The organism is Ruegeria sp. YTSB088 (assembly GCF_059609825.1).
Genome location: NZ_JBXWMM010000001.1, coordinates 28707 through 40863, shown reverse-complemented (window position 1 = coordinate 40863; position 12157 = coordinate 28707). Strand labels below are relative to the sequence as shown.

At 56.3% G+C, this 12157-nt stretch carries 18 protein-coding genes and 1 tRNA gene; 15 read left to right on the top strand and 4 right to left on the bottom strand.

Annotated features, from left to right (window positions below):
• The first annotated feature begins 135 nt into the window (after positions 1 to 135).
• The 12 genes from secG (at position 136) to AC2FFA_RS00185 (ending at position 9378) form a co-directional block, all read left to right on the top strand.
• Positions 136 to 501, top strand: coding sequence for a preprotein translocase subunit SecG (gene secG / locus AC2FFA_RS00240; protein WP_117869391.1), 366 nt, complete (start codon positions 136 to 138; stop codon positions 499 to 501).
• 160 nt (positions 502 to 661) lie between these two features.
• Entirely contained in the window at positions 662 to 2305 is a 1644-nt protein-coding gene (pyrG, locus tag AC2FFA_RS00235) for a CTP synthase (protein WP_299895979.1), read from the top strand.
• Positions 2306 to 2427: 122 nt separating this feature from the next.
• Entirely contained in the window at positions 2428 to 2910 is a 483-nt protein-coding gene (locus AC2FFA_RS00230; protein ID WP_117869392.1) for a bacterioferritin, read from the top strand.
• Between the two features lie 167 nt (positions 2911 to 3077).
• Positions 3078 to 3854: an isocitrate lyase/PEP mutase family protein gene (locus tag AC2FFA_RS00225; RefSeq protein WP_496849274.1), complete on the top strand. Its 777-nt coding sequence runs from the start codon at positions 3078 to 3080 to the stop codon at positions 3852 to 3854.
• 75 nt (positions 3855 to 3929) lie between these two features.
• Positions 3930 to 4223: a DUF1330 domain-containing protein gene (locus AC2FFA_RS00220; protein WP_496849817.1), complete on the top strand. Its 294-nt coding sequence runs from the start codon at positions 3930 to 3932 to the stop codon at positions 4221 to 4223.
• Between the two features lie 42 nt (positions 4224 to 4265).
• Positions 4266 to 4715 (top strand): tellurite resistance TerB family protein, encoded by a 450-nt coding sequence (locus AC2FFA_RS00215; protein ID WP_117869395.1) that lies wholly within the window; start codon positions 4266 to 4268, stop codon positions 4713 to 4715.
• Between the two features lie 20 nt (positions 4716 to 4735).
• Positions 4736 to 5173: a tellurite resistance TerB family protein gene (locus AC2FFA_RS00210; protein ID WP_117869396.1), complete on the top strand. Its 438-nt coding sequence runs from the start codon at positions 4736 to 4738 to the stop codon at positions 5171 to 5173.
• A gap of 5 nt (positions 5174 to 5178) precedes the next feature.
• A complete protein-coding gene (locus AC2FFA_RS00205) occupies positions 5179 to 5937 on the top strand; it encodes a phosphate/phosphite/phosphonate ABC transporter substrate-binding protein (RefSeq protein ID WP_496849815.1) in 759 nt (252 codons plus the stop codon).
• Positions 5938 to 6046: 109 nt separating this feature from the next.
• The gene (locus AC2FFA_RS00200) at positions 6047 to 6823 is read left to right on the top strand and encodes an ABC transporter ATP-binding protein (protein ID WP_496849272.1); all 777 of its coding nucleotides are present in this window, start codon (positions 6047 to 6049) and stop codon (positions 6821 to 6823) included.
• Positions 6824 to 6855: 32 nt separating this feature from the next.
• The gene (locus tag AC2FFA_RS00195; protein WP_117869399.1) at positions 6856 to 7605 is read left to right on the top strand and encodes a transporter substrate-binding domain-containing protein; all 750 of its coding nucleotides are present in this window, start codon (positions 6856 to 6858) and stop codon (positions 7603 to 7605) included.
• A gap of 82 nt (positions 7606 to 7687) precedes the next feature.
• On the top strand, positions 7688 to 8575 hold the full coding sequence (locus AC2FFA_RS00190) for an ABC transporter permease (protein WP_117869400.1): 888 nt from the start codon (positions 7688 to 7690) through the stop codon (positions 8573 to 8575).
• Complete coding sequence (locus AC2FFA_RS00185; protein WP_496849269.1) at positions 8572 to 9378, top strand: ABC transporter permease; 807 nt, start codon at positions 8572 to 8574, stop codon at positions 9376 to 9378. The genes AC2FFA_RS00190 and AC2FFA_RS00185 overlap by 4 nt, the downstream gene beginning before the upstream one ends.
• A 93-nt stretch (positions 9379 to 9471) precedes the next feature.
• Here the strand turns inward: AC2FFA_RS00185 and AC2FFA_RS00180 are convergent.
• Positions 9472 to 9548: transfer RNA gene (locus AC2FFA_RS00180), tRNA-His, on the bottom strand.
• 47 nt (positions 9549 to 9595) lie between these two features.
• On the bottom strand, positions 9596 to 10078 hold the full coding sequence (locus tag AC2FFA_RS00175; RefSeq protein WP_496849267.1) for a GNAT family N-acetyltransferase: 483 nt from the start codon (positions 10076 to 10078) through the stop codon (positions 9596 to 9598).
• Between the two features lie 77 nt (positions 10079 to 10155).
• Between AC2FFA_RS00175 and AC2FFA_RS00170 the strand changes: the two genes are divergently transcribed.
• Positions 10156 to 10344 carry a DUF6324 family protein gene (locus AC2FFA_RS00170; protein WP_117869403.1) on the top strand — a complete coding sequence of 63 codons (189 nt, stop codon included), beginning with the start codon at positions 10156 to 10158 and terminating at the stop codon, positions 10342 to 10344.
• 5 nt (positions 10345 to 10349) lie between these two features.
• Here AC2FFA_RS00170 and AC2FFA_RS00165 read toward each other — a convergent pair whose 3' ends face one another.
• Positions 10350 to 10781, bottom strand: coding sequence for an MmcB family DNA repair protein (locus AC2FFA_RS00165; RefSeq protein ID WP_496720251.1), 432 nt, complete (start codon positions 10779 to 10781; stop codon positions 10350 to 10352).
• A gap of 113 nt (positions 10782 to 10894) precedes the next feature.
• Here AC2FFA_RS00165 and AC2FFA_RS00160 point away from each other — a divergent pair, with 113 nt between their 5' ends.
• Together AC2FFA_RS00160 and AC2FFA_RS00155 are read left to right on the top strand one after the other, a co-directional pair.
• Positions 10895 to 11218 carry an ArsR/SmtB family transcription factor gene (locus AC2FFA_RS00160; protein ID WP_496720249.1) on the top strand — a complete coding sequence of 108 codons (324 nt, stop codon included), beginning with the start codon at positions 10895 to 10897 and terminating at the stop codon, positions 11216 to 11218.
• Entirely contained in the window at positions 11211 to 11636 is a 426-nt protein-coding gene (locus AC2FFA_RS00155) for an SRPBCC family protein (protein WP_496849265.1), read from the top strand. The genes AC2FFA_RS00160 and AC2FFA_RS00155 overlap by 8 nt, the downstream gene beginning before the upstream one ends.
• 214 nt (positions 11637 to 11850) lie before the next feature.
• Here the strand turns inward: AC2FFA_RS00155 and AC2FFA_RS00150 are convergent, their stop codons facing one another.
• Positions 11851 to 12156: a hypothetical protein gene (locus tag AC2FFA_RS00150; protein WP_299895950.1), complete on the bottom strand. Its 306-nt coding sequence runs from the start codon at positions 12154 to 12156 to the stop codon at positions 11851 to 11853.
• Between the last annotated feature and the right edge of the window lies 1 nt (position 12157).

Below are 12157 nucleotides of genomic sequence, written 5' to 3'. Positions count from 1 at the left end.
CACGCATCGGCGTTCTGTCCAGCCCCTTTACCGTGATATCATGCATCACGTGCGGTGATGCGAACTCCTGACTTGCCCCCGCTGGCAAACTTGCATAAGTACCACGCGATACACGCCACGCTGTACAGGACCACCATGGAAAACGTCGTTCTCATTATCCACCTTCTTTTGGCTCTGGGCCTGATTGCCGTTGTTCTGTTGCAGCGGTCCGAAGGCGGTGGCCTTGGCATGGGTGGTGGTGGCGGTGGTGCCATGACAGGCCGTGCAGCAGCGACCGCTTTGGGCAAACTGACCTGGATCCTCGCCGCTTGCTTTATCGTAACCTCGATAACGTTGACCATTCTGGCGGCTCAGAAGTCTTCGGGCAGCTCGGTGATCGACCGTTTGGGCGTTCCGGCTCCGGCTTCGACTGAGGAAAGCACACCGGCGGTTCCGGCGGCGGATGACCTTCTGCCGCCTGCACAGGACGACAATGCACCGCTGATCCCGCAAGCGGACTAAGCCACTACACTTAGAAACTCAAAAGAGAACTGCAACAGCATCTTGCGGTTCTCTTGCGCTTTGGGCGCGAATCCTTTATACGTGAAGTCCCGTGATGCAGCGGTTTTTCGTAAACCGTCGGGCAGCTGATTTTGACGTCTCACGGGAGCAGCCGAAAAACATGGCGCGTTTTATTTTCATCACCGGTGGTGTGGTTTCGTCTTTGGGCAAGGGACTGGCTTCGGCGGCGTTGGGCGCCTTGTTGCAGGCCCGAGGATACTCGGTACGCCTGCGCAAGCTGGACCCCTATTTGAACGTCGATCCCGGCACAATGTCGCCGTTCGAACATGGTGAAGTTTTCGTCACCGACGACGGGGCCGAAACCGATCTGGATCTAGGCCATTACGAACGTTTCACCGGCGTGGCCGCGCGCAAGACCGACTCGGTCAGTTCGGGCCGGATCTATTCCAACGTGCTCGAAAAGGAACGCCGCGGCGACTACTTGGGCAAGACCATCCAGGTGATCCCGCACGTCACCAACGAGATCAAGGATTTCATCGCCATCGGCGAGGACGAGGTCGATTTCATGCTGTGTGAGATCGGCGGCACCGTGGGTGATATCGAGGGCCTGCCGTTCTTCGAAGCCATCCGTCAGTTCAGTCAGGACAAGCCGCGCGGTCAGTGCATTTTCATGCACCTGACACTGCTGCCCTATATCAAGGCTTCCGGTGAGCTGAAAACCAAGCCGACACAGCACTCGGTTAAGGAACTGCGCTCGATCGGTCTGGCACCTGACATTCTTGTCTGCCGCTCGGAAGGGCCGATCCCGACCAAGGAACGCGAAAAACTTGCCCTGTTCTGTAATGTGCGCCCCGACAGTGTGATCGCAGCGCAGGATCTGAGCACCATCTATGACGCCCCTCTGGCCTATCACCGCGAAGGTCTGGATCAGGCCGTTTTGGACGCGTTCCAGATCAGCCCTGCACCCAAACCCGATCTGGCCAAATGGGAAGATGTCAGCGACCGCATACACAACGCCGAGGGCGAGGTGAAAGTTGCCATCGTGGGCAAGTATACTCAGCTTGAAGATGCCTATAAGTCGATTGCCGAGGCATTGACTCATGGCGGCATGGCAAACAGGGTCAAGGTCAAGGTCGAGTGGGTCGACGCCGAGGTGTTCGATAACGAAGACGTCGCACCATATCTTGAAGGTTTCCACGCCATCCTCGTCCCCGGAGGCTTTGGTGAGCGCGGCACAGAAGGAAAAATCAAGGCAGCCCAATATGCGCGCGAACACCAGGTCCCCTATCTGGGCATCTGCCTGGGTATGCAGATGGCCGTGATCGAAGCCGCCCGGAATGCCGCTGGTATCAAGGAAGCGGGTTCAGAGGAATTTGACCACGAAGCCGGCAAGAAGCGTTTTGAGCCTGTCGTGTACCATCTGAAGGAATGGGTGCAGGGCAACCACAAGGTCGAACGCAAGGTCGGCGACGACAAGGGCGGCACCATGCGTCTGGGCGCCTACAACGCGGTGCTGGCGGAGGGATCGAAAGTCGCTGAGGTTTATGGCGGCACACAGATCGAGGAGCGCCACCGTCACCGTTATGAGGTGGACATCAAGTACCGTGAGCAGCTTGAAAAGGCGGGGCTCAATTTCTCGGGCATGTCGCCGGACGGTCGCTTGCCAGAGATCGTGGAATGGTCGGATCACCCATGGTTCATCGGCGTGCAGTACCATCCGGAATTGAAATCCAAACCGTTCGACCCGCATCCCCTCTTCCGCGATTTTGTACGCGCTGCGAAAGACACTTCGCGCCTGGTCTGACACCGGGCTGTGTCGGACTGTCACCCCGCGTTGTTTTGTGTGGACTGATCTCTTAACTGTGTGTGTAAGCAGAATTTCTGCTTCACACGTTCGATGCCGTTCAGAGTTTCAGGAGATTTCCGATGAGCAACGCAACAACGATTACCAACCTTCAACAAGCGCTTCACATGGAGCTGACGGCGGCGCACCAGTATCAGCTGCATGCCCATGTGCTGGAGGACTGGGGCCTTGATATCCTTGCGGAAAAAATGCGCGCTGAAATGCAGGAAGAACTGGGCCACTCCGACGCGTTCATTGAGCGTATCCTGTTCCTTGGTGGCGTACCCGAACTTGCGTTCCAGAAAAGCCCTGCAGCTGCGGCTTCTCTGGAAGACATGTTCGCTGCGGACCTGAAGGATGAAACCGAGGCGGTCGACTTCTATACCAACGCCGCGCTGCAGGCCGCCGAGGTCGGGGATGTAGGATCAAGGACCCTATTCGAACGCATCTTGTTGGAAGAAGAAGGTCACAAAGACTGGTTAGATACACAGTTGAACCTGCTGAAACGCCTGGGTGAAGCCAACTTCAGCGCAAAATTCGTATCCGGTGTGGCAAACGACGCCTGAAGCACCTACGATCGCTTGCCCAAACGCCAGCATCGCTCAAACCATCATATCATGGTCTGAGCGATGCGGTTTCGGTCACTTCAATGTGACGTTCCAGTGCAAAAAACCTCTACTCGGTCTGCCCCCATGGGGTTAACTGTTGATCACACCACGACAGGAGAGCCCCGATGAGCGATCAATCCCAAAGCGCGAAGACCTTTACCAGCCTTCACAAAAAGGGCGACCCCGTCATTCTGTTCAACATCTGGGATGCTGGAAGTGCCAGCGCGGTGCGTGATGCAGGCGCGCAAGCCATTGCTACCGGCAGCGCACCTGTTGCCATGGCACAAGGTTTTGGCGATGGGCAGAACATCCCGCTAGAGGTCGCTTTGGACAATGCGCGCCGCATCGTTGCAGCGGTTGATCTTCCGGTGACACTGGATTTCGAAGGGGCGTATGCCGAAGACCCGCAAGGTATCGCGCAAAACGTCAAGCGTGCGCTGGATTGCGGCGTGGTTGGTTTCAATTTCGAAGATCAGATCATCGGCGGTGACGGGCTGTACGATACAGCGGTTCAGGCCAAGCGCGTCGAGGCCATGCGAGAGGCCTGCGAAAGCGCGGGTATAGCTGCCTATGTCAACGCGAGAACCGATATTTTCCTGAAGTCTCCGGCAGAAACACATGATGAGGCCATGCTGGACGACGCCATTGCACGTGCTTCGGCCTATGAAGCAGCGGGGGCCAGCGGTTTTTTTGCTCCGGGGTTGAAAGACGAGATGATGATCGGCCATCTGTGCGAGAGGTCAAATCTGCCCGTCAACATCATCGCCCTGCCCGGCACCCCCGGCACACCACGCCTGGCTGAACTGGGGGTTGCGCGCGTCAGCTATGGTCCGGTTCCTTATCGCCAGATGATCAAATGGTTAACAGATCAGGCGCACGCCGCTATCCACTACCGCACCTGATCATCCTGAGGTTGCAGGATTGCAATTGGCGGCATTTCTCATCACCCTGCCTTTGAAACTGAACAGGAGGCAAGCCTGTTGAAAGGCTGTTGGGTCGCACATGTCGATGTGGACGACATGGACACATACAAGACATACATCGCTGCAAATGCGGAACCCTTTGCAGCTTATGGTGCACGCTTTCTGACGCGGGGTGGAAAACGTGAAGTGAAGGAAGGAGCGGCGCGCGCGCGAACCGTTGTAATAGAATTTCCCAGCTATGAAGATGCGCTTGCCTGTTACGAAAGCGAAGCATACCAGAAAGCCAAAGCTTCGCGCGCCCCGGTGTCGATGGGCGATCTTGTGATCATTCAGGGCTATGACGAGTAGTCTACGCTTGGCCTGCCACAAAATATGGAATAACTTGTAGCCATGTTGAAAAAGTTCTTTCAGGCGTTCAGACCGCCTCAGCATGAACATCTACCGGACCCGGATGCCGAACTTGCTCTGGGCGCGCTCATGGTGCGTGTGGCGCAGGCCGATCGGGATTACAAGCTGGAAGAGATCAGCCTGATCGACAAAATCCTGGCCCGTCTCTACCAGCATAATGCAATCGAAGCGGCCAAGGTTCGCGCCACGTGCGAAAAGCTCCATGCGGCTGCGCCTGAAACCGATACATTCGGTAAACTGATCCGGGAAACAACGGACTTGAAAGAGCGTCTGGCCGCGCTGGATGCACTTTGGGAAGTCGTTCTGGCCGACGGAACGTCCGACGAAGGTGAAATGAAAATTGTCGAAGAAGCCCGCGTCGCCATGGGCTTGAGCTTCAACGACAGTAAGGCCGCACGTGAACGCGTTCAAAGTCGCTTGGATGTGAGTTAGGCGCTCGCTATATCTAACACATGTTCAGTGAATTTCTTTCCAGGCTCACGCAGCCTCAGCCCGATCCGCTTGTCGATGATGACGCCCGCCTCGCCCTGACGGCCCTGCTGGTGCGTCTGGCGCGGTCCGACAATGACTATTCCGATACCGAAATGGCTCGGATAGACCGAATCTCGGCACAACGTTTCGGCCTGTCTCCGTTCGAAAGTGCTGCCCTGCGCGCACGTGCCGAAAATCTGGAGGCGGAAGCCCCGGACACCGTCCGCTTTACCCGAGCCATCAAAGAGGCGGTTGCCTATGAAGACCGCTTGGCGGTCGTTCAGGCGCTGTGGTCCGTGGCTCTGGCCGATGGGCACCGCACAAGCGAGGAAGATTCGCTGCTGCGTCTGGTTGTCAGTCTTCTGGGCGTCAGTGATGTGGACTCCGCTTTGGCACGTCAAAAGGCTGCTAAGTCGTGAGTGCAATGCTGGGCATGTATGACATGCCCGCCCTGCAAGCAGCCAATGACCGGTTCTGGGGAATGATTCGCGCCCAACTGGAATCAGGCCCCGAACACCTTACCCGCGACAAAGATGTGTGGAAGGTCTGGCGAGACCCGAACCTGGTTCTAGCCCAAACCTGTGGCATGCCGTACCGAACCCAATTGCATGGCGATGTCCAACTGGTTGGCACCCCGGATTATGGCCTGCCCGGGTGCCCCCCCGGATACTATTGCTCGGTCTTTGTGGCCCGGCATGACGACGCCCGGGATCTGGCGGGTCTGAGCACCGGCGTGTTCGCGTATAATGAAGGCTTGTCCCAATCCGGCTGGGCGGCCCCGATTACACACATGTCCCATGCAAACCTGAGCCCCGCCGAACTTTTGGAAACCGGTGGGCATGCACTGTCCGCCCAAGCCGTCGAAGACGGCAAAGCCGACTTTGCCGCGCTGGACATACTGACGTGGCTGATTCTGCAACAGCACACCAATCTGGGGACCAAACTGCGCGAACTGGCAAGGACGTCACCGACTCCGACTCTTCCCTACATCACATCGATGGGTCGGAATCCGCGGGTCATTGCAGGCGCTGTTCGGGCCGCAATTGACCAGCTTTGTGACGATGATCAACGATTGCTGCATATTCGCGGGTTGATCGACATTCCCGCAGCCCACTATCTTGCTGTTCCCACTCCGCCTTCCCCCAAAGATGGCAGATCAACGACTGCCCAAATTGTTGACTGATTTTGACCAATTTGGGTGTTTCTCCGCTTGATTCTGTCATTTGCGCATTGCATTGACCTTTTTTTTCGGCCCTAGTACCGGACCAACACCACCAACCACTGGACTGCCCGTGACAGAAACTGATCCCGTCATCGAAATCAAAGACCTTCACAAAAGCTTCGGAAATCTAGAGGTGTTGAAGGGGGTGGATATCACGGCACATCGCGGTGACGTGGTTTCGCTGATCGGGTCGTCCGGCTCGGGGAAGTCGACACTTCTGCGGTGCTGCAACCTTCTGGAAGACAGCCAACAGGGCGAAATCCTTTTCAAGGGTGAGCCGGTCAAGTGGACCGGTCAAAGCCATGGGCGCCGCCCAGCAGATCCCAAGCAGGTTCTGCGTATCCGCACGAACCTGTCCATGGTGTTCCAGCAGTTCAACCTTTGGGCTCATTTGACCATTCTCCAAAATGTGATGGAAGCTCCGGTCACTGTTCTGGGGCGTGACAAGGTCGAGGTTGAAGACAGCGCCCGCAAATACCTTGAGAAAGTAGGCATCGGCGACAAATGCGATGTCTATCCCGCTCAGCTATCCGGCGGACAACAACAACGTGCCGCCATCGCCCGCGGTCTGTGCATGGAACCCGAGGCCCTGTTGTTCGACGAGCCCACATCGGCACTGGATCCCGAGCTGGAACAGGAAGTAATTAAGGTAATCAAGGACTTGGCTGCTGAAGGGCGCACGATGATCATCGTGACGCATGACATGAAAATGGCCGCCGACATCTCAAGCCACGTGGTGTTCCTGCACCAAGGCCTGATCGAAGAAGAAGGCACGCCGGAAGATATCTTTACGTTACCCGAATCCGAAAGGCTTCGGGGCTTTCTCTCCGCCACTCAGGCGGCTTAACTTCAAAACAGAACCAAACTGGGGAGTAACCAATGAAAAACCTGATTCTGTCCACTGCCGCACTGGCACTGACCGCCGGTATCGCCATGGCCGACACGGTCCGCATGGGGACCGAGGGCGCCTACCCTCCGTACAACTTCATCAACGATGCCGGCGAAATCGACGGTTTCGAGCGTGAAGTCGGCGACGAACTGTGCAAGCGCGCGAACCTGGAATGCGAGTGGGTCAAGAACGACTGGGATTCGATCATTCCGAACCTGGTCTCGGGCAACTACGACACCATCATCGCGGGCATGTCGATCACCGACGAGCGTGACGAAGTCATCGACTTCACCCAGAACTATTTCCCGCCTGCGGCTTCGGCCTATGTCGGTGCATCGGACGGTGTCGATGTCACCACCGGCGTCGTTGCCGCACAGACTGCGACCATTCAGGCTGGCCACGTGGCTGAATCGGGCGCGACTCTGGTCGAGTTTGCAACTCCGGAAGAAACCATCGCTGCCGTCCGTAACGGCGAAGCCGATGCCGTGTTTGCCGACAAGGATTTCCTGGTGCCGATCGTAGAAGAATCCGCCGGAGAGCTGGTCTTCGTTGGCGATGACGTCCCGCTGGGCGGTGGCATCGGACTGGGCATCCGTGAATCGGATGGCGAACTGCGCGGTAAGTTCGACGAGGCGATCACTTCGATGAAAGCGGACGGGTCGTTGAACGAACTGATCACCAAGTGGTTCGGCGAAGGCGTTCCGACCTACAACGCTGACGGTTCGGTCGTTACAAACTAATCCGTATCAAGCGGTTCGGCGCGTCCATCGCGCCGAACCCTGCCTGGTGGAATACCCGGGTACGACGTTCGAAAGACGCTTCATGTTTTCCTATTGCGCTGACCCTGACACGCTCGGAACATTCCGTTGGTTCTCTTGCTACCTGACCAACGGTGTTCACTGGTCCTTCTACCTGTCATTCCTAAAGGTGCTGGGATTGCTGGCGGTGACCGCGCCGGTCGCGTTGGCGTTTGGCTTTATGGGCGCAATGGCCGCCCGATCACATTTCCCACCCCTCAGCTGGCTGGGTAATGGATATATTGCCATTGTGCGCGGTGTTCCGGACATCGCCTTCTTCCTGTTTTTCGTGATAGCCTTGGACCAGGCGTTCGAATGGACTCGGCATAAGATCCTGTGCCCTGAATGGACCGACCCGATCCGTCAGGGAAATGATTTTATCGTCTGTCAGGCGGCCAAGCTGCCATTGGGGACCGCACCGGAATGGATGCATGAAACCTATGGTTTTTTCCTGGCTGTTATTACTTTCTCAATCGTTTTCGGCGCGTTTGCCGCGAACGTTCTTTTTGGTGGAATGCGCGCGGTTCCCCACGCACAGCTTGAAACCGCCGAGGCCTATGGCATGTCCCGTCGCCAGACGTTCTGGCGCATCCTTGTGCCGCAGATGTGGGTCTACGCCCTGCCTGGCTTGTCGAACCTTTGGATGGTCCTTATCAAAGCCACACCGCTGCTGTTCCTGCTGGGCATTGAAGACATCGTCTATTGGGCCCGCGAGCTAGGTGGCACCAAGACCTCCAAGTTTACCCAGTATCCGCATGGCGACTGGCGCATGTGGTACTTCCTGTTCCTGCTTGTCTTCTACCTCGGCATGACACGTGTGTCTGAACTTGGGCTGGAGAAGCTGATGCGGAGGCTGTCCCACGGACAGGCCACATCAGGCGGCGAGCTTCTGCGCAAGGAGACCACGGCATGAGCTGCTTGCAGACAATTCAAGATTATGGCCTGCGGTCCCTCGGTATTGGCGAGCGTCTGCTGCCCAAGACTGACTTCACTCTGTGTGAGCAGTTCACACTGATCGGGTCGGGCATGATCTGGAATGTCTATTTCGGGATCATGGCTCTGGCGACCGGGTTCTTCCTGGCCACCGCCCTCGCAGTAGGTAAGGCATCCAGCAACAAATGGCTCCGCAAACCTTCGGAATGGTTTATCTTCCTGTTCCGCGGTTCGCCTTTGTTTATCCAGTTTTTTTTCGCCTATTTCCTGTTCCTGTCGCTGAAGAAATCCAACCCGATGTTCGACGCCTTTACCGCGGCCTGGCTGGGCGCGCTGATCGTTCTGTTCCTGAACACCGCGGCTTATACGGGCGAGATTTTCTATGGCGCGCTGCGATCCATTCCCAAAGGCGATATTGAAGCTGCGGATGCCTATGGCATGTCCGGTTGGGCGCGTTTCCGCCGGATCATCTGGCCCACCATGTTGCGGCTTGCATGGCCTGCTTACACAAACGAAGCAATCTTTCTCTTCCACGCAACAACGCTGGTCTTCTTTTCAGCTTTCCCAGCTTGGCAGCAACGTGGAGACGCCTTGTACTACGCCAGTTACTTTGCCGACAAGACGTTCAACCCGTTCATCCCATACCCGATTCTGGCGTTCTATTTCATCCTGCTGACACTGGTGATCGTCGGGGTCTTTGGCCTGATCAACAAGCGCTTGAACCGGCACCTGCCGGTCGCAAGGCAGGCCAAGATGCGGTTCAAACTGAATCTGGCGCGCTAATTTCCGGCGCGCCGACCACGTCCGGAAACAAAGCCAAATCAACGACAGTCAATGCGCACCCGCACGCTTTTTTCAGCACATTCAGGAGGGAAGTGGTACCGCCTCCCTGGCTTGAACAGGGGACCTCTGGATCCACAATCCAGCGCTCTAACCAACTGAGCTAAGGCGGCACTCGTGAGGGGCGATGTACCGAACACGCCCGCGGAATGCAAGAGGATTAAAACCGAAATTTCCAGCTTTGTTCGACAAGATCGACACCAAAGGAATGCACCGCTTTGCTGTCCATTAACTCCCAGCCAGACGCTTTGTACAGAGCGCAGGCGGCGGTATGGCTTTCGTGTGTCCACAGGACCATTTCCCGGTAACCTGCCTCGCGTGCGAAAGCAGTACACGTATGTAAAAGCCGCTTTCCCAGTCCTAGCCCTCGTGCTTCCGGGACAAGTAGGAACAAGCGCAGCTTGGCGATACTTCGGTCAACAGCAACGCAGAAAACACTGCCCAGACGCCGCCCTTCCCGTTCCGCGATCCAGCCTCTTTCAAGCTCAGGGTCACTGTTGTCGATGAAATCATCAAGGATGCTGGCCACCAACGGGGCAAAGCTGTCATCAAACCCTTCGTCCCGGGCATAAAGCAGACCGTGCTGTTCAACCAGCCACGCGGCGTCATCGGGGCGAAAGGATCTGAGAACGGCGTCTTCCATGTCTCATCTGACCGCAAAGGTGACTTGATTCTCAACCCCGTGCGCGCTAGCAGGAACGCTCAGTCTCGGAGGCACAGATGGGCATCAATACCGAACGCGACATTCAGGCTAACCTGCAAATCGGACCGACCGATCAGGGTATGGTCCGCCTGTTCATCGAAGCTGACGGCATCGAAATTCCAATGGATTTTGACCCGGAAGAAGCAGAAGAAATCGCCGACGAAATTCGCGCCGCGATACAAGCCGCCCTCGCCGTCAAAGGCTGAACTTCTTACAAACGTGGATCGCGCAGCGCATGCAAGCGGCGCGCGGCATCTGTTGCAAATTTCTGGATCATTTTCTTACGCCGCGCCGGGGCGATTGTGTCTTCGGGTGCCATTCGTACGATTTCCGCATCATAAGCGTCGGCGATGATCAGGCCCGTTTCATCAGGCAACAGATCGGTCGGGAACTCTGTGTCGACGGCCCAGAAGAATCGGTCACACCATTCCAAATAGCCCTGCCATTTCGCATCCGACTGATAATCAGCACGGCTGGACTTGCATTCAATCACCCACAATTCACCCCGCGGGCCTAACCCCATTACATCCACACGCAGCCCGCGCGCAGGCACGAATTCTTCAACAGAAACAAATCCATGCGTCGCAAGATGTCGCGCGACACCGCGTGCCAGTTTTTGTCCAGGCTGAAGATCCAATGTCATATTCGAAATGTGAACAATTGGTGAACAAAAGTAAAGCGTCATTGCGTCTTGACATAATACCTTATGGTATCACATTTATATAATACCAAATGGTATCCCATCTGAGGTTGCTTATGGAAAACCAAACTCAAAACGCGTTTCGTGCGCTGGCCGATCCCACACGCAGGGACATCGTGCAACTGCTCTCGTCTCAGGACATGACGATCAGGCAACTGACCGACCGGTTCGACATGACCCGGGCTGCCGTCAAGAAACACCTGACCGTGCTGTCGGACGGCGGGCTGATCTCGGTCGAAGTGCGCGGGCGAGAACGCATCAACCGACTTGAACCACAGGGGATGGCCCCTGTGCTCGACTGGCTCAGATACTTCGACCGGTTCTGGGACGATCGCCTGAACTCACTAAAAGAAGCTATTGAAAGGAAACAAAATGACTGATGCCGTATTGAAGAAATCGATTTTCCTGAGGGCGGAACCGGAAACCGTTTGGGCTTATCTGACGGAACCTGACCACCTTGCAGAATGGTTCCACAAACCTGAAAAAACGCTGACGGAAGGTCAGAAGCTTGAGATGCTCGGCACAACAAGCGGCGACTTGTTGATCTGGGGAGAGGTCCGTGCCGCCAAACCTCCCAGGTATTTGAAGTACACTTTCACAGTGAAACCTATGGGCGACGCCATAAGCACGGTGAAGTGGACTTTGGAACCTGTGGCAGGTGGAACACGCCTGGATCTGCTGCATGAAGGTCTGCCACAAGGTGCCGACGCATTTGGCCTGATCCTGGCCCTGGATAAAGGCTGGGATGAACATTTCGGCAAGATGCGTGTTGCATTGCACGAAACTGTTGATGCATGACCCCTTGTGTGAACCCGTCAGACGCCCTACTTAAGCGCTTGGCGGGTTCTGCCCTTCTTGTGACAGGTAGCATTCTGGTGGCCTTAAGCAATTCCGAGGGGGCTGGCTCTGTTCAGGTCCTGGCCTGATTACCTGGCGCCCACCTGTACATACAGGTCCTCGGGAATCAAACCGCACGGTTGATTGGTGGTCCCGCCGCACTTTACCCGATTTATCAGCGCCCTGCGCGAACTTCCTTCTTGACCGTTGCAGGTTCAAAGCTGTGCACGACCGGCGTTCCCCGACGTGGCCCCTGCGGCTTTTCGGCCAAGCTCATGATCTTGTAAGCGAACTGAACACCCGCAAAAACGATACCGTTCATGAACCAGATCATTACCAGCGCAATCAGGCCGATTTCCGAACCGGTGATCAGATGCCGAAGGTTCGCGACGTTCAGCGCCAATAGCGCCCCGACAAACACGGCAGAAATGACAAAACCCCAAGCGACTTGCGTGATATACAGGCGGATCAGTTTGGGCATG